General features: G+C 70.6%; 17 protein-coding genes. 13 read left to right on the forward strand and 4 right to left on the reverse strand.

Features of this window, described 5'->3' with window-relative positions:
- The first annotated feature begins 40 nt into the window (after positions 1-40).
- The 5 genes from SNE35_RS30210 (at position 41) to SNE35_RS30230 (ending at position 8,478) form a co-directional block, all read left to right on the forward strand.
- Positions 41-1,534 (forward strand): TonB family protein, encoded by a 1,494-nt coding sequence (locus tag SNE35_RS30210; RefSeq protein ID WP_320426784.1) that lies wholly within the window; start codon positions 41-43, stop codon positions 1,532-1,534.
- Positions 1,535-1,941: 407 nt separating this feature from the next.
- Positions 1,942-6,543 (forward strand): response regulator, encoded by a 4,602-nt coding sequence (locus SNE35_RS30215; protein WP_348539332.1) that lies wholly within the window; start codon positions 1,942-1,944, stop codon positions 6,541-6,543.
- Between the two features lie 85 nt (positions 6,544-6,628).
- On the forward strand, positions 6,629-7,012 hold the full coding sequence (locus tag SNE35_RS30220; RefSeq protein ID WP_320426785.1) for a COG4315 family predicted lipoprotein: 384 nt from the start codon (positions 6,629-6,631) through the stop codon (positions 7,010-7,012).
- Between the two features lie 153 nt (positions 7,013-7,165).
- Positions 7,166-7,696: an RNA polymerase sigma factor gene (locus tag SNE35_RS30225; protein WP_320426786.1), complete on the forward strand. Its 531-nt coding sequence runs from the start codon at positions 7,166-7,168 to the stop codon at positions 7,694-7,696.
- The gene (locus SNE35_RS30230; RefSeq protein ID WP_320426787.1) at positions 7,693-8,478 is read left to right on the forward strand and encodes an anti-sigma factor family protein; all 786 of its coding nucleotides are present in this window, start codon (positions 7,693-7,695) and stop codon (positions 8,476-8,478) included. The genes SNE35_RS30225 and SNE35_RS30230 overlap by 4 nt, the downstream gene beginning before the upstream one ends.
- A gap of 15 nt (positions 8,479-8,493) precedes the next feature.
- Here SNE35_RS30230 and SNE35_RS30235 read toward each other — a convergent pair whose 3' ends face one another.
- From SNE35_RS30235 to SNE35_RS30245, 3 genes are all read right to left on the reverse strand, one after another.
- Entirely contained in the window at positions 8,494-9,078 is a 585-nt protein-coding gene (locus SNE35_RS30235) for an amino acid kinase family protein (protein ID WP_320426788.1), read from the reverse strand.
- Positions 9,079-9,194: 116 nt separating this feature from the next.
- Complete coding sequence (locus SNE35_RS30240; RefSeq protein ID WP_320426789.1) at positions 9,195-10,241, reverse strand: hydantoinase/oxoprolinase family protein; 1,047 nt, start codon at positions 10,239-10,241, stop codon at positions 9,195-9,197.
- Positions 10,238-11,200, reverse strand: a complete 963-nt coding sequence (locus SNE35_RS30245; protein ID WP_320426790.1) for an ATP-grasp domain-containing protein — start codon at positions 11,198-11,200, stop codon at positions 10,238-10,240. The genes SNE35_RS30240 and SNE35_RS30245 overlap by 4 nt, the downstream gene beginning before the upstream one ends.
- A gap of 9 nt (positions 11,201-11,209) precedes the next feature.
- Between SNE35_RS30245 and SNE35_RS30250 the strand changes: the two genes are divergently transcribed.
- The 7 genes from SNE35_RS30250 (at position 11,210) to SNE35_RS30280 (ending at position 18,282) form a co-directional block, all read left to right on the forward strand.
- The gene (locus tag SNE35_RS30250; RefSeq protein WP_320426791.1) at positions 11,210-11,914 is read left to right on the forward strand and encodes a HisA/HisF-related TIM barrel protein; all 705 of its coding nucleotides are present in this window, start codon (positions 11,210-11,212) and stop codon (positions 11,912-11,914) included.
- 169 nt (positions 11,915-12,083) lie between these two features.
- Positions 12,084-13,346 (forward strand): molybdopterin-binding domain-containing protein, encoded by a 1,263-nt coding sequence (locus tag SNE35_RS30255; protein WP_320426792.1) that lies wholly within the window; start codon positions 12,084-12,086, stop codon positions 13,344-13,346.
- Positions 13,343-15,037: a formylmethanofuran dehydrogenase subunit A gene (locus SNE35_RS30260; protein ID WP_320426793.1), complete on the forward strand. Its 1,695-nt coding sequence runs from the start codon at positions 13,343-13,345 to the stop codon at positions 15,035-15,037. Before SNE35_RS30255 ends, SNE35_RS30260 begins: the two co-directional genes overlap by 4 nt.
- A 178-nt stretch (positions 15,038-15,215) precedes the next feature.
- Positions 15,216-16,127: a formylmethanofuran--tetrahydromethanopterin N-formyltransferase gene (gene fhcD, locus SNE35_RS30265; RefSeq protein ID WP_320426794.1), complete on the forward strand. Its 912-nt coding sequence runs from the start codon at positions 15,216-15,218 to the stop codon at positions 16,125-16,127.
- Positions 16,124-16,921: a formylmethanofuran dehydrogenase subunit C gene (locus tag SNE35_RS30270; protein ID WP_320426795.1), complete on the forward strand. Its 798-nt coding sequence runs from the start codon at positions 16,124-16,126 to the stop codon at positions 16,919-16,921. The genes fhcD and SNE35_RS30270 overlap by 4 nt, the downstream gene beginning before the upstream one ends.
- Before the next feature lie 15 nt (positions 16,922-16,936).
- Positions 16,937-17,473: a formaldehyde-activating enzyme gene (fae, locus tag SNE35_RS30275; RefSeq protein WP_320426796.1), complete on the forward strand. Its 537-nt coding sequence runs from the start codon at positions 16,937-16,939 to the stop codon at positions 17,471-17,473.
- A 152-nt stretch (positions 17,474-17,625) separates the two neighbouring features.
- Complete coding sequence (locus SNE35_RS30280; RefSeq protein ID WP_320426797.1) at positions 17,626-18,282, forward strand: HAD family hydrolase; 657 nt, start codon at positions 17,626-17,628, stop codon at positions 18,280-18,282.
- Here SNE35_RS30280 and SNE35_RS30285 read toward each other — a convergent pair whose 3' ends face one another.
- Positions 18,283-18,948, reverse strand: coding sequence for a M48 family metalloprotease (locus SNE35_RS30285; protein ID WP_320426798.1), 666 nt, complete (start codon positions 18,946-18,948; stop codon positions 18,283-18,285).
- Between the two features lie 255 nt (positions 18,949-19,203).
- Between SNE35_RS30285 and gspG the strand changes: the two genes are divergently transcribed.
- Positions 19,204-19,638 carry a type II secretion system major pseudopilin GspG gene (gene gspG / locus SNE35_RS30290; protein WP_320426799.1) on the forward strand — a complete coding sequence of 145 codons (435 nt, stop codon included), beginning with the start codon at positions 19,204-19,206 and terminating at the stop codon, positions 19,636-19,638.
- The last annotated feature ends 3 nt before the right edge of the window (positions 19,639-19,641 follow it).

A 19,641-nucleotide genomic window follows, 5' to 3' on the forward strand; every position in this document is an offset into this window, starting at 1 on the left:
GGGTCGAGCGAACGAGAACTAGAGGCAAAGGACGTCGACGATGGGATCTGAGCGCCGGCGCGAGTCGCTGGCGCTGCTGGTCTCGCTCGCGATCCATGCGCTGCTGCTGAGCCTGGCCTTCGGCGGCGAAGGCTTCGGCCTGCCCGGCTTTGCCTGGAATGTGCGCCGTGCCGAGGTGCCGGACCTGCGCGTCGTGCTGGCGCCGCCCCCCGCGCCGGAGGCGGCGGGCAGCGGCGAGCCCTACGACGTGGACGGGACGGCCAGGGACACCGAGACGCCGCGTGCCGACGACGCGGCGCCGGCCTCGCCCGGCGCGCCCGAACTGATCGCCCTGGACCATTCGGAGCGGCCCGCGTGGACGGCGCCGTCCGGCCGCGGCGGGGCGAACCAGCCGGCGGCCCCCTCGTCGGCGCCGGTCGCGGCGGCCGAGTCCGTCGAGCCGCCGCCGCTTCCCCGGGCCAGCGAGCCGACCCCGCCCGTGCCCGCACCGCCCTCGCGGGACGAGGACGAACAGCGGCGCGAACAGCGACGCCAGGAAGCCGTGCGCATCGAAGCCGAGCGGCTGGAAGCGGACCGGCTGGCCGCCGCCGCAGCAGCGGCAGCACGCGCCGAGGCCGAGCGCCAGGAGGCCGCCCGTGTCGCTGCGGCCCAACGCGAGGCCGCCCGGCTCGACGCGGAGCGCGAAGCCGCCGCGCGCCAGGCCGCCGCTCGCGAGGCGGCTGCATCGGCTGCCGCTGCGACCGCCGCCGCGGCGGCTCGCGAGGAGCAGATCCGTCGTCAGCAACAACAACAGCAGCAGCAGGCGGCCGAGGCGGCGCGTGTCGAAGCAGTGCGCCAGGAGGCTGCACGGCAGGCGGCCGTCGCGGCATCGGCCGCCGCCGCTGCCGAAGCGGCCCGGCAGCAGGAACAGGCCCGGCAGGCGGCCGCCCGCCAGGAGGGGGAACGGGCCGAGGCCGCGCACCAGGCCGCCGCCCGTGAGGCCGAGGCCACGGCGGCGGCGGCAGCAGCCGCTGCAGCCGCACGCGCCACGGCCGAAGCAGCCGCGCGCGCCGAAGCCGCCCGGCAGCCGACGCCGGCCCAGATCGAAGCCGCCAAGCGCGAGGAACGCCTGCGCGCCATCGTCGGCCGCCAGCTCGACGCCGAGGCCGCGCAGCGCGACGCGCGCCCCTCGGCCGCGAGCAGCCTGCGCCGCGGCCGCCTGTTCGGCCGCAGCGACGCCAATGCCGAGATGGTGCTTTACGCCGAGGCCTGGGCCCGCAAGATCGAGCTGAACCCGACCTTCGAGATGGTGCGCGAGGCCGCCCAGTCGCCGCACGCCGACGCCTTGGTCACGGTGGCCGTGCGCAGCGACGGCTCGGTCGAGTCGATCAACTTCGTGCGCAGCAGCGGCGTGCCGGCGCTGGACGAGGCGATCCGCCGCGTGATCCGCAGCCAGGAGCACTATCCCGAATTCCAGCCGGCGCTGGCACGCGACTACGATGTGATCGAGATCCGCCGTACCTGGCGTTTCGACTCGGCGATCCGGCTGTTCTAGGGCCTGTTCGCACTACGGAGAGGGATCGCGTTGTGATCAAGCGGGCCGCAGGCAAGGCGCAAACCGGAGTCGGGTTGATACCCGACGAGGATTTGCAACGCTGTATGCGGCCCGCTTGATCACAACCCTTCGGGAAGGCCCGGCATCAGGGGCCACTCGGCGTTGCAGCCCTTGCCCGCACGCGAGTGCGGGCGGCGGTCTGTGCCTGGATTGACCCCTGATGCCGGGCCTTCGCGACCCTCTCCGTAGTGTGAACAGGCCCTGGCGAACCACCGGGTCGAGGCGCCCGAGCTTGTCAAGGCGATAGCGCTACGCCATAGTGCAACGGACGCCAGGGAGCTGGAGGCTACGGACCGTCAATGGGCTCATTCAAACGCATGCTCCAAGGCGCCTCTCTCCGTACCAAGTTGTCCATCGCGTTCGGCAGCCTGCTGCTGCTGGCGGTTCTGCTGGGATTGCAGAGCCTCGTGGCGATCATCAAGGTCGATGCGGCGATCCAGGCCATGTACGCCAACGAGCTGCAGGGCGTGTCGAACGCCCGGGCCGTGCAGTTCCACTACGCGGCGATGGGGCGGGAGCTGCGGCAAGCCCTGCTCACTTCGGACGAGAGCGTGCGGCGGCGCGTGCTGGGCGAGTTGGACGATGAAAGGGTCGAGCTGGGTCGCGAGCTGAAGGACCTGCAAGGCCGCGTCATCGACTACGAAAGCCAGCGCAGCCTCAGAACCTTCGAGCAGTCCTACGAGGTCTACCGTCAGGACGTGGAGCAGGTCTTGCGCCTGATCCGGGACGACCGCCTCCTGGAGGCGAAGCAGCTCGTCTCCAGCCAGGAATTCGACCTGAACGGCGAGGCCGTCGCGCAGGCGATGGAAGTGGTGATCTCCAGCAAGGAAGACGCTGCACGTGCCTCGATCGAAGACGTCCAGGCAATGGCCGACAGCACGAAGGCGAAGGGGCTGGCGCTGCTGGTGCTGGGTGGCCTCTGCAGCGGCGTGTTCGTCTGGCTGATCGTCCGCTCGATCCGCGTGCCGGCGACCGAGCTGCAGTCCGCCGTCGAGCGGATCGCGGCGGGTGAGCTGGATCAGGCCGTCCCGCATGTGGAGTACCGGAACGAGCTGGGCGCCCTGGCCCGCGCCGTCTCCGTGCTGCAGGTCGGCGCCCGGGAACTGGACGACCAGCGCTGGGTCAAGACGCAGGTGGCGGCCATCTCCACCGAGCTGCAGACGGCACGATCGCTGGAGGAACTCGCCGATCGCTTCTTCGACCGGGTGGTGCCGCTGTTGAAGCTCGGTCAGGCGGCGATCCATCTCGATGAGGCGAATGCGTCGGAGCCGCGCCTGCTGGCGAGATTTCCGCGCGAATCTCCGGACCCTGGCGATCGGACCGAAACCGAGGGACTGATGGCGCTGCCGATCCGGCGGACGGATGTGCTCGTCGGCGTGCTGGAGATCACCTGCGAAGAAGCACTGAGCCCCGCGAGGCAATCCTTGCTGGACGCGCTGATCCCCGTGCTGGCGACCAACATCGAGGTGCTCCAGCGCAATATCTCCACGCAGGAACTGCTGGCGGCGCTTCGCGTGGCCAGTGCCGAACAGGCGTCCATTCTCGAAGCGGCGACGCTCGGCGTCGTCTTCATCCGCAGCGGCATCATCGTCCGCTGCAACAGCGAGTTCGATGCGCTGTTCGGCACGGAGAGCGGCGCGCAGATCGGACAGTCGGTGCGCGCCTGGTACGACGCGGACGAGGTCTTCGAGGACACCCTGGTCAATGTGTACCAGCAACTGCAGGCCGGCGGCCGGTATCAGCGCGAGCGCGAACTGAGGCGGGCCGACGGGACCCGCTTCTGGTGCGAGCTGAGCGGATCGGCCATCGACAGCACGGACCTGAGCAAGGGCACGGTCTGGATGCTGCGCGACATCACGGACCGCAAGGCCGCGGAGCGCGAGCTGTCGGAGGAACGCGCCCGGCTGCTGCGCATCCTGGAGAACAGCCCGGTCGGGGTGTCGATCAATTCGGACGACGGGCAGATCGTCTTCGCGAACCATCAGATGTCACAGCTCACCGGCCTGCCCGCCGACGAGCTGCTGGCGCGCAACACCCATTCGCTGTGGCGCTATCCGGAACGCCGCAAGGAGATCCTGGAACTGCTGCGCCGCGACGGCATCGTCAAGGACTTCGAAGCCGAGTTCATCCACAGCGACGGCGGCATCCGTTCGGTCCTGATCAGCGTCAATCGGATGCGCCACGGCGAGACCGACATGCTGGTCAGCTGGATCCATGACGTCAGCGAGCGCAAGCGCATGGAAGCGCAGATCCAGCAGGCCAGCTTCCTCGGCGACATCGCGCTGGAGCTGACGGGCAGCGGCTACTGGTACCTGGACTACAGCAACCCCGACTACTACTTCCAGTCCGAGCGCTCGGCGCGCATCCTCGGCGAGCCTCTCAGCGCGGACGGGCTCTACCGGCTCGACACCCAGTGGTACTCCCGCATGGAGGAGGCGGACCCCGAGATGGCGCGCGCCGCGCTGCAGCGCTATCGGGACGCCATCGACGGCAAGTACGACAAGTACGAGTCGATCTATCCGTACAAGCGGCCGATCGATGGCGAGGTGGTGTGGATCCATGCGGCCGGCAAGCTGCTGCGCGACGCGAGCACCGGCAAGCTGCTGTTCATGTACGGCGCCTACCAGGACATCACGCAGCAGAGGCGCGCCGAAGACGAACTCCGCCAGGCCCGCGAACTGGCACTGGAGGCCACGCGCGCCAAGAGCGACTTCCTGGCCAATATGAGCCACGAGATCCGTACGCCGATGAATGCCGTGATCGGCCTGTCGCACCTGGCGCTGAAGAGCGGGCTGACGCCGAAGCAGCACAACTACGTGCAGAAGATCCACCAGTCCGGCACGCACCTGCTGGGCATCATCAACGACGTGCTCGACCTGTCCAAGATCGAGGCGGGCAAGCTCAGCGTCGAGAACGAAGCCTTCGACCTGAACGAGCTGCTGTCCAACCTGGCCAATCTGGTGGCCGAGAAGGTCAGCGCGCGCGGCCTGGAGCTGGTGTTCGACCTGCCGAGCGACGTGCCGACGCGGCTGGTGGGCGACAGCCTGCGCATCGGGCAGGTGCTGATCAACTTCGCCAACAACGCGGTCAAGTTCACCGAGGCCGGCGAGATCGCCGTCAGCGTCCGCCTGCTGGAGCAGGCCGGCAATCGCGCGCTGCTGCGCTTCGCGGTGCGCGACACCGGCATCGGCCTCAAGCCCGAGCAGATCGGGCGACTGTTCCAGAGCTTCCAGCAGGCCGATGCCTCCACCTCGCGCAAGTACGGCGGCACCGGCCTGGGGCTGGCCATCTCGCGGCACCTGGCCGAGCTGATGGACGGCGAAGCCGGCGTGGAGAGCGAATTCGGCAAGGGCTCGACCTTCTGGTTCACCGCCTGGCTGGGCGTGGACGACCAGCCCCGCGTGCGCCGGCAGGCGGCGGTGCTGCGGGCCGACCGGCGCGTGCTGGTGGTCGATGACAACGGCGCCGCGCGCACGGTGATGACCGAGATGCTGCGCAGCATGGGCTTCGTGGTCGCGTCCGCACGCAGCGGCGAAGACGCGCTGGTGCAGCTGCGCGAGGCCAGCGATGCGCATGAGCCCTTCGACGTGGCGCTGCTGGACTGGAAGATGCCCGGCATGGACGGCGCCGAGACGGCCCGCGCCATCCATGCGCTGGGGCTGCCCGCGTCGCCGCAACTGCTGATGGTGACCGCCTTCGGCGAGGACGACGCCCATGCGGCCGCCACCCGCGCCGGCATCCGCATCGTGCTGACCAAGCCGGTCAGCGCTTCGCAGATCTTCGACGCGATGGCGCAGCTCTCCGGCGAATCCGAGACCGACGGCCCGACGCAGGCGCAGGTCCAGGACACGGAACTGCTCGACGGGGTGCGCGCGCTGGGCGCGCGCCACATCCTGCTGGCCGAAGACAACGAGATCAACCAGCTGGTCGCCACCGAGATGCTGTACGAGGCCGGCCTCTCCGTCGACGTGGCCAACGATGGCCAGGAGGCGCTGGACATGGCGCAGCAGCGCCGCTACGACCTGGTGCTGATGGACCTGCAGATGCCCCGCATGGACGGCCTGCAGGTCACGCGCTTCTTGCGCGACATGCCGGAGCTGCAGGACCTGCCCATCATCGCGATGACCGCCAACGCCATGCAGTCCGACCGCGACCGCTGCGCGGCGGCCGGCATGGTGGACTTCGTCAGCAAGCCCATCGACCCCGAGGCGCTGATGCGCGCGCTGCTGCGCTGGCTGCCCCGTGAGCGCCGCAGCGCGGCCCCGGACGAGGCGGCCACGCCGCCGCCCGCCGCCCGCCCGGAGGCCCCGCCGGCGGACGGTGGTGTCTCCCTGCTCCAGGCCGTGCGGGGTGTCGAGGGTCTGGATGCGGCCGGCGGCCTGCGCCGCGCGCTGGGGCGTGAGCCCCTGTACCGCGACCTGCTGCGCCGCTTCGTCGACCAGCAGGCGCCGGGTCTCGGGCCGCTGAACAAGGCCCTGGCCGTCGCCGACCACGCGCTGGTGGAGCGCATCGCGCACTCGCTGCGCGGCGTGGCCGCCAACCTCGGCGCGGACCGCATCGCCCAGCTGGCCGGCGTGCTCGAACAGGAGGCGCGCAACGTCGCTCCCACGGCGCAGCTGCAGGTGCTGGCCGATGCGCTGGCCGAGCCGCTGGCGCGCCTGACCCGCCAACTGGGCGAGGCGCTGGACAGCACGGCCACGCCCGCCCCCCAGGCGGCGAACGGCGCCAGTGCCGTCGCGCCACAGGAGCGTTGGGCGGATATCGCGCGGGAGCTGGCGCAACTGCTGGACGATGGCGATGCCGAGGCCGGCGACTTCCTGAAAGTCCACGACGGCACCCTGCGCGGCATGCTGGCCCAGCGCTACGACGCGCTGCAGAAAGCGGTCGGCAACTTCGAGTTCGACGCGGCTGCGCAGTTGCTGCGGGATGGGTGGCCGGGCCCCGCCTGAACTTTTTTCGATCGCCTGGGAATAAACGGCGCGGGCATCGCGTCTGCCCCATGTTCCCTACCCACAACCCCCTGGAGGTGATCCGATGTTTCCTGCCAAGACCAAGCGCATCCTCGCTGCCGCCGGCTTCGGCCTGCTGACCGCCCTGTCCTGCCACGCCCAGGCGCCCGCCAAGGTGGTCGACGGCGTGCTCGTCGCGCCGAACGGCATGACGCTCTACACCTTCGACAAGGACACCGCCGGCAACGGCAAGAGCGCCTGCAACGGCCCCTGCGCCACCGCCTGGCCGCCGCTGATGGCCGCCGCCGGCGACAAGGCCAGTGGCGACTACAGCATCGTCACCCGCGACGACGGCGGGCAGCAATGGGCCTACAAGGGCAAGCCGCTCTACGCCTTCAAGTCCGACCAGAAGGCCGGAGACCGCAGCGGCGACAAGTTCAAGGACGTCTGGCACGTCGTCACGCCCTGATGGAGCCCCTCGTCCAGCGGGTACGCTGGCCGGTCCCCCGAGGGGACGGCGATGCGTGCGGCGTCGAGCCGCACGCACATCGCCAGTGGGCCGGCTTGGGGCGGCCCGGCGCTCGGCCCGGGATACCCATTCGGCCGAGTTCGGTATGAACGCATGAAAGTCGAGGAGGCACTCGGCCCGCAGCAACTGCTCGGCTGGGTGCCGCGCCTGCGCCGCTATGCGCGTGCGCTGGCCGGCAATCGCAGTGATGCGGACGACCTGGTGCAGGACACGCTGGAGCGTGCCTGGGCCCGGGCGGCGCTGTGGCCGGGCGTGCGCGACATGCGGGCCTGGCTGTTCGGCATCATGCACAACCTCCATGTGGACGGCCTGCGGCGCCGCCTGCCGACCGAGAGCCTGGATGACCTCAGCGGCGGCCCGCCGCCGGAGTCCTCCGAACCGCCCGCCCAGGCCGACCGCCTGGCCGTGCGCGACCTGGAGGCGGCGCTGGCCCTGCTGCCCTCGGAGCAGCGGGAGGTGCTGCTGCTCGTGGCGCTGGAAGACATGGGCTATGCCGAGGTGGCGCGCACCCTGGACATCCCGATCGGCACCGTGATGTCGCGGCTGTCGCGCGGGCGTGAGCGCCTGCGGGCCCTGATGGCCGAGCGCGCCGGGCCGGTCCGCTTGAAGGTAGTGAAGCAATGACAAGACCGTTCAGCGACACGGACCTGCACGCGCTGGTCGACCATCAGCTCGACCCGGCACGCGAACGCGAACTCGAGGTCTGGCTGATCGACCACCCCGAGGAAGCACGCCGCGTCGCCGACTACCGCGCGCAGAAGCGCGAACTGCGCGAACTGTTCGACCCGGTGCTGGACGAGGCGCCGCCGGCGCGCCTGCTGCGCACCGCGCCGGCCACCTTGCGCTGGCGTGCCTGGCCCGCGCCGCTGCGGATGGCGGCGGGCCTGCTGCTGGCCGTGGTCAGCGCGGCGGGCGGCTGGGTGGCGCGCGGCGAACTCGCACCGGGGCCAGTCCTTGCCCTGGCCGCGGACGAGGGCTTGCCGCGCCGCGCCGCCATCGCGCATGCGGTCTACACGCCGGAGCTGCGCCGGCCGGTGGAGGTCGATGCAGCCCATGAGGACCAACTGGTCACCTGGCTGTCGCGCCGCATGGGCGCGCCGATGAAGCCGCCGCAGCTGCAGCCGCTGGGCTACTCGCTCGAAGGCGGCCGCCTGCTGCCCGGCGACGACGGCCCGGTGGCCCAGTTCATGTACCGCGACGAGGCCGGCAAACGGCTGACGCTCTACGTCTCCCGCGAGGCCAAGGCCGCTCCGGCCGGCGCCGCGTTCCGCTTCACCCGCGAGGGCGCGCTGAACGTCTTCTACTGGGTGGACGGGCCCTTCGGCTACGCGATCTCCGGTGCGGTGGAGCGAGCCGATCTGGAGCGGGTGTCCAGCGAGGTCTACAAGCAGCTGGGCGGGTCCTGACGAGGCGGGGACGGGTCAGACCCCGAAAAGAAGGGCGCGCATCTCGTCCAGATCATCCTTGTGCAGCAGCGAGATCGGGAAGGCCGCGCCCTCGGCCGCGTCGGCGAAATGCCGGTCCACGATGCCCTGGTCGCTCAGCTGAGCCAGCGGTGCCTGGGGCGGGATCACGCAGGATTTGATGACGACGAGCCGCTCGGCGTTCAGCCGCTTGGCCAGGTCCAGCGCGATGCTGTCGGAGGTGAAGTCCCAGTTGGTCTGCGCGTCCGGCGTGTCGCGCTGCAGCTCCAGCGGCAGCCACAGCGCGGTCTGGCCCTTGTGCAGCACGCGGTGGATGTCGGTCTTGCTGCTGGTCAGCCGCAGTGCCGGGTTCATCGCGTTGAGCTGGTAGGCGAGCTGGGCCATCGCGAGGATGGCCATGTTGTGCGCGGCCAGGTCATGGAACTGCCACTGCTGCTGGCTGCGCCGCACCTCGTCGGCGAAGGCGCCGCCGCCGCAGACGACGGTGACACGGCCCCCGCCGAGCTGGGCCAGCAGATCGAGCCAGCGCGGCAGCGCCTCGGCATCCGCCGCGAGACTGCCGCCGAGCTTGACGATCCACATCAGCGAAGCTCCCCGCGTAGGTTGGAGTGAGCACCGCGAACTCCAACGACCGATGGCCGCCTGCTTCGTTGGAGTTCACTGCGCTCACTCCAACCTACGGATTGATGGTGGTTCATTCAGCGAAGCTCCCGATCGAGCAACAGCGCCACGGCGACACTGGGGGCGCAGACCTGCGCCCAGGCAGCCACCTCGGGCGAGGCGGCGCGCGCCAGTTCGCGGCCGTAGCTGCGCATGCCACCGAGGCCCGCCGCGGCCGCGAGATCGCCGAGCAGGAAATCTCCGCAGCCAGCACCGACAGCCACCGCCCGATGCGGGGTCAGGCCGTGCAGATCGACCACCCGCCGCAACTGCCCGGCCAGCTCCGCCACCTGCGCGGCGCGCCACTCGCCGGCGAAGGCTAGCCATTCCTCATCCGTCGCATCGCGCGCATCCATGCCGATCATCCGGGCCAGCCGCTTGCGCGTGGCGGGCAGGTCCTTGCCGGCGTTGTCGGCGGGCGGGTAGAGATCGTGCGCCGGGTCCAGCTCGCCGCGCAGGCGGTAGACGTCGGCGACGGTGGCGAAGAACTCGTTCATCACGTTCAGCGGCCGGCCGCGCCAGCCGATGCGGGCGGCCAGCGCGCACAGCGGCGTGCGCACGACGCCCTGGTAGACCAGCTCTCCGCTGGCCAGGCGCTCCACGTCGCTGCGCGCCGCGGTCAGCAGCCGGCCGTCGCGGAAGGCGATCAGGTCGGTCGTCGTGCTGCCGATGTCGACCAGCACGCCCTCGCCGTCCAGTTCGCTGGCTGCATGCCGCGCCGTCGCCAGCCAGTTGGCCGAGGCGATCTGCGTCCAGGCTGCGGCGGCGTCGGCGGGCCAGCCGGCCTCGCCGGCGAAGAAGTGCAGCCGACCCGGCAAGTGCTCGGCCAGCAGCGCGGCAATGCCCTGCACGCCGGCCTCGCGGTGCTCGAACAGGTCCGTCATCTCACCGGTCATCGTGACCGCGTGATGCGTGTCGGCATCCATCGGCCAGCGTTCGCGCGCCTGGGCCAGTGCGGAGACGAGGTGGTCGAGGCCTTGCCACAGCGGGCAGGCCCACTGCGCCACATCCACCGTGCGGCCATCGACGACCCGGCTGGCCTTCAGGTGCGCGCCCCCGACGTCCCAGCCGATCAGGCTCGTCATGCGATGGCCTCCTGCGGCGCGCGCAGCTTGTCGGCCACGATCTCGGCGGCCAGGTTGCGGCCCAGCGCGGCGGACATGCCGGCATAGGCCACGGTGACCCGCGGATTCACCTCGATCAGCACCGGCCCGCGCTGCGGGTGCAGCACGACGTCGATGCCGGCAAAGCCCCGCAGGCCCGGGATCGCGCGGCCGACCTGGGCGGCCAGCCGGGCGATCGCCTGGCCCTCGGCGCTGCCGGGCGCGATGGCGTTCAGCACCAGCCCGTCGAAGGACAGCAGGCCGTCCGCCCGCTGGCCGATGCGCTGGCGGTTGATTGCCAGCACCTCGGTGCCGCCGGCGCCGCAGAGGAGGGAGACGCTCAGCGCCTCGCCGTCGACCCAGGGCTCCACCGTCATCGGCTGCGCTGCCGCCGCAGCCTCGTCCAGCGCGCGGACGCGGCTGTGGTGGATGCGCGTGTCGACGCAGCCCGCACCGTCGTCCGGCTTCACCACCCAGCGGCGCACGGCCGGATCCTGGGCGAAGGCCAGCGGTGTGGGCACTTCGTGGGCGGCCAGGTGGCGCAGGGTCGCGCCCTTGCCCGTGCACAGCGCGATCGCCGCCTCGGAGCAGCCGAGCCAGCGCGCCGGGCCGACGAGCCGCGCCATCTGCGCGAGCAGCCCGCCCGTCTCCGGCGCGACGATCCAGGCGGCGTCGTGCAGGGCGGTCTGGCGGGCGACGAAGTCGGTGGCCGCCTCGCCGGCGCGGGGTATCGCGATGGCCGCGCCGGCCGGCTCGCCGGAGCGCACGCGCACGGAGCTTGCAACCGTGACCGCACAATCGCCCGAGGCCAGCAGGTCCGCCGCCATCGCGTCGCGCATCGTCAGGCCCAGCGGCAGCAGCTCGGCAGCGGCCGCCTCGTCGGGCATCGGACCGCCACCGCTCAGGTACTCGTAAACAAAGATTCGCTTCGTCGTTGTCATCATCGATCCATGCAACTCGTTCCCGTCATCGATCTTCTCCGTGGCCAGGTCGTGCGCGGCATCCAGGGGCGTCGCGAGAGCTACCGCCCCATCGTCTCGGCGCTGTGCGGCACGGCCGAGCCGCTGGCCGTGGCGCGGGTCTTGTGTGAGCACTGCGCGTCGGACACGCTGTATGTCGCTGACCTGGACTCGTTGCAGGGCGCGCCGGCGCAGACGGTGCTGCTGGGTCGGCTACTCAAGGCGATGCCGCGGCTGACGCTCTGGCTCGACGCAGGCTTTGCGGACGCCGAGGCCGCGGCGCGGCTGTTGGCGGCGCTGGACCCGGCCGCAGCGGTACGCGTGCTGCCGGTGTTCGCCAGCGAATCGCTGCGCTCGCCCGCCGCGCTGGCCACCTGCTTCAACGACCCGGCGCTGCTGTCGCTGGACCGGCGCGACGGCCAGCGACTGGACCCGGCCGGCTGCTGGGAGCGGCTCACGCTGTGGCCTGAACGGGTCATCGTGATGACGCTGGAACGCGTGGGCGCCGACAGCGGCCCGGACCTGGACACGCTGCGTGCCGTTGCCGCCTCTGCCCGGCCGTGCACCCGGCTGATCGGCGCCGGCGGCATCCGCAGCGAGGCCGACCTGAGCGAGGCCGAGGCTGCTGGCGCCGATGCCTGGCTGGTCGCCAGCGCCTTGCACGACCTGCGGCTGTCTCCTCGCCGCGGCGGCTGATTGCTTGTCTCCATAAAGAACTCCGCATCACGTTTCGTGCCACCTTGCCCACCGGTAGTGCACGCGGAGCCAGCCGCCGGAAACGCGACACAGTGTCTCGCTTCCGGCCCGTCGGCGGGCGCGGGTGGCGGCCGGGGCGATGGCACATCGTTTGCGTGCAGGGGTCCCCATGACCGTTGCCGCCGATCACGTACTTGCCGACCCCTGGACCTGTCCCTTCTGCCTGCTGCTGTGCGATGGCGCCACTGTCCGCGCCGATGCGGCCACGGGCGCGCTGAGCGTCGAGGGTGCCTGCGACTGCGCGCGGCGGGCGCTGGCAGCCTTCCGCGCCACGCCGTCTGCCGCCACGCCTGAGGTCGATGGCCGCCCGGCCACGCTGGACGAGGCCGTGGCCGCCGCCGCCACGCTGCTGCGCGCCAGCCGACAGCCGCTGTTCGGTGGCCTGGGCACGGACGTGGCCGGCGCCCGCGCGCTGTACCGCCTGGCATCGGCCACCGGCGCGATCTGCGACCCGGCCGGTGGCGAGGCGCTGGGCCAGAGCCTGCGCACCCTGCAGGACCGGGGTCAGTTCACGACGACCTTGGCCGAGGTTCGCACCCGGGCCGACCTGATCGTCTGCCTGCCGGGCCTGCCGCTGGCGCAGGCGCCGGATCTCTTCGAGCGCGCCGGCCTCGGCGACACGACGCAGCCGCTGGCGCCGCAGCGCCACCTGGTGATGCTGGGCGGCGATGCGGATGAGCAGGCGGCCCTGGCCGCACTGGGCCGCCGGCCGGGCGTGACGGTGGAGGCGCTGCCGCTCGGCGATCCGTTCGAGACAGTGGCGCTGCTGTCGGCCCTCGTCGCCGGCCGCGGCGTCGATGCGCCGGAAGCGTTGAAGGCCCTGGCCCAGCGCTTGCGCGCGGCAGGCTACGCGGTGATCGTTGGCGAGCCGGCGCGGCTCGGGCCGCAGGGCGCGCTGCTGATCGAGGGCGTGAATCGCATCGTCGGCGAGCTGAACCGCAGCACGCGGGCGGCGGCGCTGTGGCTGGGCGGCGGCAATGGCGCGGGCACGGTGAACCAGGTCTTCACCTGGCTGTCCGGCCTGCCGCTGCGCTCGCGCGCCGGGCCGCTGGGGCTGGAACACGAGCCGCTGTGCCACGGTGCCGCCCGCCTGCTGGCCGATCGCGCGGTGGACAGCCTCTTGTGGGTGTCCTGCTTCACGCCCGCCTCGGTGCCGCCTCAGACTGATTTGCCCTTGATCGTGCTGGGTCACCCAGATCTGCCGGCCAGGGGACGGGTCTTCATCCCGGTCTCGACGCCGGGCATCGGCTCGCGCGGCCATCTGTTCCGAGCCGATGGCGTGGTGCTGCTGCCGCTGTTCCCGATCTACGCGGACACGCTGCCGACCTTGGCGGAGGTGCTGGGCCGCATCGGCAAGGCGCTGCAATCATGAGTGGCAAGACCATCCGCCTGCGCGGTGGCCGGGTCGTCGACCCGATGGTGACCATGGACAGCCAAGTCCGCGACCTATGGGTGCGCGATGGCCACCTCATCGACGCGCCGGCCGAGCCGCCCGATACCGACGTCGACGCCTCGGGCTGTGTCGTGATGGCCGGCGGCATCGACATGCACACGCACATCGGCGGCGGCAAGGTCAACCTGTCGCGCCTGCTGCTGCCGGAGGACCACCGCCGGCCCGACGGCAGCCCGATCGCGCTGCCGACCAATCCGCTGGAGCTGGCGTCCTGCGGCGACTGCGCGCCGGGAACCCTGCACACCGGCTACCGCTACGTCGAGATGGGTTACACGGCGGCCTTCGAGCCGGCGATGGTGCCGGCCAATGCGCGCCACGCCCACATGGAGATGGGCGACACGCCGATCGTCGACCACGGCGCCTACGTGATGCTGGGCAACGACGAGCTGTTCCTGCAGATGCTGGCCGAGGGCCAGGACTTCGAGCGCATCCGCGACTACATGGGCTGGACGATCCGCGCGACCAAGGCGATGGGCGTCAAGGTCGTCAACCCGGGCGGCATCTCGGCCTTCAAGTTCAACCAGCGCAAGCTCGATGTGGACGAGCAGCACGTGCACTGGCGCGTGACGCCGCGCCAGGTCGTCCACACGCTGGCACGCGCGCTGCGCGAGCTGGGCGTGCCGCACCCGCTGCACATCCACGGCAGCAACCTCGGCGTGGCCGGCAACATCAAGTCGACCCTGGAAACCATCGAGGCGCTCGAAGGCCTGCCGGCGCACCTGACGCACATCCAGTTCCACAGCTACGGCACCGAAGGGCCGAAGAAATTCAGCTCCGCCGCCGCGCAGCTGGCCGAGGCGGTCAACGCGAACCCGAACGTCAGCATCGACGTCGGCCAGATCATGTTCGGCCAGACGGTGACGGCCTCCGGCGACACGATGCGCCAGCATGCCAACGCCGGCCTCGCCAGCCCGCGCAAGTGGATCGGCGCCGACATCGAGTGCGACGCAGGCTGCGGCGTCGTGCCCTTCCGCTACCGGGAGACCAGCTACGTCAACGCGCTGCAGTGGGCGATCGGGCTGGAGATCTTCCTGCTGGTGAAGGACCCCTGGCGCGTCGCGCTGACGACCGACCATCCGAACGGCGGCCCCTTCACCAGCTACCCGCACCTGATCCGGCTGCTGATGGACCGCAGCTTCCGTAACGAGCAGCTTCAGCGCATCCATCCCGACGTGGCCGCCAACTGCGCGCTGGCCTCGATCACCCGCGAGCTGAGCCTGGAGGAGATCGCCGTGATGACGCGGGCCGCGCCGGCGCGCCTGCTGGGCATCGCCGGCGAACGCGGCCACCTCGGCACCGGCGCGGCGGCGGACATCGCCGTCTACCGCGAGCAGGCCGACCGCGAAGCGATGTTCACCACGCCCGAGTACGTGTTCAAGGACGGCACCCTGGTCGCCCGTGCCGGCCGCATCACCGCGGTGACGCCGGGCGGCACGCATTTCGTCGAGCCCGAGTACGACCGCGGTATCGAGAAGCTGCTCCGCCGCCACTTCGACACGCAGGGCATGGTAGGCCTGGACAGCTTCGCGATCTCGCACGACGAGCTGTGCACTTGCTGCAACCATGGCGGGCGGCTTCTACCAGCGGCGTGCTTCGAGGGGGTGCGATGAGCCGCGTACCGCACCCGTATTCTTGGGCCGAGCGCCGGGCCGCTCCCAAGCCGGCCCTCCTGGCGATGTGCTTGGGGCTCGATGCCCCAAGCATCGCCGTCCCCTCGGGGGACCGACCAGCGTACTCGCTGGGCGAGGGGCTGACATGTCATCCGGCAGCCCTGTTCGAGGGGCAGTCATGATCCGCAACGGTGTCGCTATCGACGACGGCTTTGCGGAAGCCTTTCCGATGAAGGGCACGCGGCTGCTGGTCACCGCGCACAACGCCGAATGGGCACGCCATGCCGCGGTCGCCGCCACCGGCTTCGCCACCTCGGTGATCGCCTGCGGCTGCGAGGCGGCGATCGAGCGCGAGCTGGCCGCCGACGAGACGCCCGACGGCCGGCCCGGCATCAGCCTGCTGATCTTCTCGATGTCCGGCAAGGAACTGGCCAAGCAGATCGAGCGTCGCGTCGGCCAGTGCGTGCTCACCTGCCCGACGACGGCCGTCTACGCCGGTATTGCGGAGGGCGAGGCCATGCCGCTGGGCCGCAACCTGCGCTTCTTCGGCGACGGTTGGCAGGCCTCGAAAGTGATTGCCGGCCAGCGCTACTGGCGCGTGCCGGTGATGGACGGCGAGTTCGTCGCGCAGGAGAGCTGCTACGTCGTCAAGGGCGTGGGCGGCGGTAACCTGCTCTTGCTGTGCACCGACGTCGATGCCGCGCTGGCCGCGTCCGAGGCGGCGGTGGCGGCGATGCGCCGGGTGCCCAATGTGATCATGCCCTTCCCGGGCGGGGTGGTGCGTTCGGGCTCCAAGGTCGGTAGCAAGTACGCCAGCCTCAGCGCCTCCACCAACGATGCCTTCTGCCCGAGCCTGCGCGGCCTGGTGGCGAACAGCGAACTGACGCCGGAGGTCCGCTGCGTGATGGAGATCGTGATCGATGGCCTCGCCGAAGCCGACGTCGGCGCGGCGATGCGTGCCGGCATGGAGGCCGGCATCGAGCGCGGCGCGGCGAAGGGCCTGCTGCGGATCTCGGCCGGCAACTATGGCGGCAAGCTCGGGCCCTTCCACTTCCACCTGCGCAAGCTGCTTGGGGAGGCCGCATCGTGAGCGGCTGGCGTTTACGGCTGAAGCAGGCGCCGGCCCTGCGGCTGGACCTGCGCGGGTTGTCGCTCGCTGTCGAGGACATCGAGCGCGTGCGCGTGGGCCGCGGCAAGGAGCTGCTGCCGCTGGCGGAACTCTTCGACGTGGCACCCGATGCCGATGGCCGGCTGCTGCTGGAGGGCGGCGAGGGCCTGGCGCGCTGCGACCGCATCGGCTGGGGCATGAAGCAGGGCGCGCTGATCGTCGATGGTCCGGCCGGCCACTACGCCGGCGCCTGCATGAGTGGCGGCACGCTGCAAATCAATGGCGGCGCCGGGCTGCTGGCCGGCTGCGAGATGAGCGGCGGCACGCTGACCGTCAATGGCGACGCCGGTGACTTCGCCGCCAGCACCCTGCCCGGCAGCATGGATGGCATGCGCGGCGGCACCTTGATCGTCAAGGGCAGCGCCGGCGCGCGCTTCGGCGACCGCATGCGGCGTGGCACCGCGCTGGTGTTCGGCGATGCGGGTGATTTCGTCGCCTCGCGCATGGTGGCTGGCACGATCGCCGTGGCCGGCGCTGTCGGCGCGCATCCGGGCTATGGCATGCGGCGCGGCAGCTTGGTGCTGCTGCAGGCGCCGGCCCGGCTGCCGGCGACCTTCGTCCCCGCCGGTGCCGAGGCGCCGGTCTTCTGGCAACTGCTAGCGCGCGAGCTGGCAAGTCATGGCGGCCCGTTTGCCCCGCTGCCCACATGCCGCATCGAGCGTCATCTGGGTGACCTCGCCGCCGACGGCCGCGGCGAACTGATCCTTCTTCGCTAACTCCTGAATGTCACGATGAGCAACAACGACTACCTCTTCCACGCCGGCGAGGCCACCGTGCTGGCCGCCGAGGGCCAGTTCACCGATGCGATGCCCGAGATCCTGATCGGCCGCACCGACGGCCCGGTGGGCCAGGCCTTCGCCAACATGATGGCCCAGAGCAAGGGCCACACGGCGATGTTCGCGATTCGCGCCTGCAACCAGCTGGTGCGGCCGGCCACGATGATCGTGCCCAAGGTGACCTTGAAGGACATGGCCAATGTCGACCTCTACGGCGGCGTGGTCCAGAGCGCCACCGCCGATGCGGTGGTCGACTGCCTGATCGAGGGCGTGATCCCCAAGGACCGCGCCAACGAGCTGTGCATCATCAGCCTCGTCTGGATCGACCCGCGCTGCGCCAAGGATCCGAACCTCGACAAGAAGGACATGTACCGGACCAACTACGAGGCGACGAAGCTGGCGATCAAACGCGCATTGAACAACGAGCCTTCGGTCGACGAGCTCATTGCCAACCGCCACAAGATCAAGCACGACATGGACGATTGGTCCTAGCCTGTGAGCCCCCGGCCCAGCGAGTACGCTGGTCCGCCCCCCGAGGGGGCGGCGATGCTTGCCGGATCGACCGGCAAGCACATCGCCAGCGGGCCGGCTTGGGGCGGCCCGGCGCTCGGCCCGAAATGCCAACGACCGCGGGAGCCTTGACCATGGATCTTGCACTGTTCGACCTCGATCACACGCTGATCCCGTTCGACAGCGGCATGGCCTGGACCCGCTTTCTGGCCGGGCGCGGCGTGCTGCCCGCCACGGCTCCGGACGACTACCTGGCCGCATGCCAGGCCTATGTCGACGGTAAGCTCGACATCGTCGCGCTGCACCGCGCCACCGTCGCGCCGCTGGGTGCCTTTCCGTCGACGGCCATCGAGTTCTGGGCGACGGAGTTCGAAGCCGCGATGGCGCCGCAGCTCCCGGCCCTGATGCAGGCGCTGGTCCGCCGCCATCGCAATGCCGGCGCGCTGTGCGCGCTGGTGACCGCTACGACCCGCTTCATCGCCGAACCCTTCGCCCGCCTGTTCGACATCCCTTACGTGATCGCCACCGAGTCCGCCCGCGATGCGCGCGGCCGCTTCACCGGCGAGATCGTCGGCCAGCCCTGCTTTCGCGAGCACAAGCGAAGCCGCGTCGACGACTGGCTGTCCGCCCGCTCGCTCCACTGCTGCGCCTTCGAGCGCAGCTGGTTCTACACCGATTCGTTCAACGACCTGCCGCTCTTGGAGGCGGTGTCGCAGCCGGTGGCGGTGCGGCCGGACGTGCGGTTGCGGGCCCAGGCGCAGCGCGCGGGCTGGGCCATCGTCGAGGACTGACTAGGGCTGCGGCTTCAGCAGGTCCGCCTGCCAGCGCAGCGCCGCCAGCCTTCGCTGCGTGCTCGGGTGCGTCACGGTGTCGTTCTGCGCGCCGAGGTACATGAACACGCCTTGCGGGTTGTAGCTGGCCGGCCGTAGCTTCGTCAGGACCCGGCCGGCGAAGGCGTCGGCCTCGAATTCCTGCTGGTTGGCCAGGCGCGCGGCGTCGCGGCCCATCCGTTCGTTCAACTGCGGTTCGATCGGCCGGCGGGCGTCGATCTCGCCCGGCACCCATTTCTGGAACAGCAGGCCCATCTGGCGCCAGTGGTTCAGCGACACATGCCCGAGTTCGTGCGCCAGCACGAAGAGGCGCACCTGTTCCGGTGCATCGGCCAGCCGCGCATTGGCCACCAGCGCGTGGCCGTTGAGGGTTTCGGCGATCGTCGGGCCGACGATCACATGCAATTCGGCCTGGCCGTTCATCGCCAGGGCCTTCAGCAGTTCGTTGAAGCTCTGCTGCAGGATCTGCGCCTCTCGCCCGTCCGGTGCCGCCAGCTCGAAGGATTCGAGCTGCAACTGCTGCGAACGGTCGAGAACATCGTTGATCGTTTCGGCGCGCGCGGGCCAGGCGCCCAGCAGGACCAGCAGGGCGATCAGCGACAGGCGGGTGGACAGCAAGGGCTTCATGGCTCGAACTCCGGATCAAACCGCCATTGCAAGTGACGTGCCTGCGGGTTACTACCTAGCTGTGCCTAATTTACCGAAGCCGGCAAGGGCTGTGGGTTGTCATCGTGCTGACCCGGGGCGTCCCCCACAATGAGGGTCGGTCATGTCCCAATGGCTGCCGCCGGTCGGTCATGAGACAGTCAGGCTCCAGCCGAACACTGTCTCGATACTTGATTGATGAAACAGCAGTTCGTCTTCCCTGAAGCTGAGTCTTCCATGGCCTCCTCCTCTTCCGCTTTTCGCCGCCGCTACCACGCCGGCTTTACGCTGCTCGAACTGCTGGTCGTGATGGTCATCATCGGCCTGCTGGCCGGTTATGTCGGTCCGAAGTTCTTCGGCCAGATCGGCAAGTCGGAGGTCAAGGCGGCGAAGGCGCAGATCGATGCGCTGCAGAAGGCGCTGGACCAGTACCGGCTCGATGTCGGCCGCTACCCGTCGACCGAGCAGGGCCTGCAGGCGCTGGTCGTGAAGCCCTCGGACGAGCCGCGCTGGGCCGGGCCCTACCTGTCCAAGGCGCTGCCCAAGGACCCCTGGCACAACGACTACCAGTACCGCGCGCCCGGCGAGCACGGCGAGTACGACCTGCTGTCCTACGGCCGCGATGGCCGCCCCGGCGGCGAGGGCGAAGACGCGGACCTCGTCAGTTGGTGAGCC

It is taken from the genome of Roseateles agri (assembly GCF_034043675.1).
Taxonomy (GTDB): Bacteria; Pseudomonadota; Gammaproteobacteria; order Burkholderiales; family Burkholderiaceae_C; genus KK5.

What these genes read in the sequence shown, in the direction of transcription:
- SNE35_RS30210 (WP_320426784.1), top strand. Translation starts at nt 41, where the DNA reads ATGGGATCTGAGCGCCGGCGCGAGTCGCTGGCGCTGCTGGTCTCGCTC.
- SNE35_RS30220 (WP_320426785.1), top strand. Translation starts at nt 6,629, where the DNA reads ATGTTTCCTGCCAAGACCAAGCGCATCCTCGCTGCCGCCGGCTTCGGC.
- SNE35_RS30225 (WP_320426786.1), top strand. Translation starts at nt 7,166, where the DNA reads ATGAAAGTCGAGGAGGCACTCGGCCCGCAGCAACTGCTCGGCTGGGTG.
- SNE35_RS30230 (WP_320426787.1), top strand. Translation starts at nt 7,693, where the DNA reads ATGACAAGACCGTTCAGCGACACGGACCTGCACGCGCTGGTCGACCAT.
- SNE35_RS30235 (WP_320426788.1), bottom strand. Translation starts at nt 9,078, where the DNA reads ATGTGGATCGTCAAGCTCGGCGGCAGTCTCGCGGCGGATGCCGAGGCG.
- SNE35_RS30240 (WP_320426789.1), bottom strand. Translation starts at nt 10,241, where the DNA reads ATGACGAGCCTGATCGGCTGGGACGTCGGGGGCGCGCACCTGAAGGCC.
- SNE35_RS30245 (WP_320426790.1), bottom strand. Translation starts at nt 11,200, where the DNA reads ATGACAACGACGAAGCGAATCTTTGTTTACGAGTACCTGAGCGGTGGC.
- SNE35_RS30250 (WP_320426791.1), top strand. Translation starts at nt 11,210, where the DNA reads ATGCAACTCGTTCCCGTCATCGATCTTCTCCGTGGCCAGGTCGTGCGC.
- SNE35_RS30255 (WP_320426792.1), top strand. Translation starts at nt 12,084, where the DNA reads ATGACCGTTGCCGCCGATCACGTACTTGCCGACCCCTGGACCTGTCCC.
- SNE35_RS30260 (WP_320426793.1), top strand. Translation starts at nt 13,343, where the DNA reads ATGAGTGGCAAGACCATCCGCCTGCGCGGTGGCCGGGTCGTCGACCCG.
- fhcD (WP_320426794.1), top strand. Translation starts at nt 15,216, where the DNA reads ATGATCCGCAACGGTGTCGCTATCGACGACGGCTTTGCGGAAGCCTTT.
- fae (WP_320426796.1), top strand. Translation starts at nt 16,937, where the DNA reads ATGAGCAACAACGACTACCTCTTCCACGCCGGCGAGGCCACCGTGCTG.
- SNE35_RS30280 (WP_320426797.1), top strand. Translation starts at nt 17,626, where the DNA reads ATGGATCTTGCACTGTTCGACCTCGATCACACGCTGATCCCGTTCGAC.
- SNE35_RS30285 (WP_320426798.1), bottom strand. Translation starts at nt 18,948, where the DNA reads ATGAAGCCCTTGCTGTCCACCCGCCTGTCGCTGATCGCCCTGCTGGTC.
- gspG (WP_320426799.1), top strand. Translation starts at nt 19,204, where the DNA reads ATGGCCTCCTCCTCTTCCGCTTTTCGCCGCCGCTACCACGCCGGCTTT.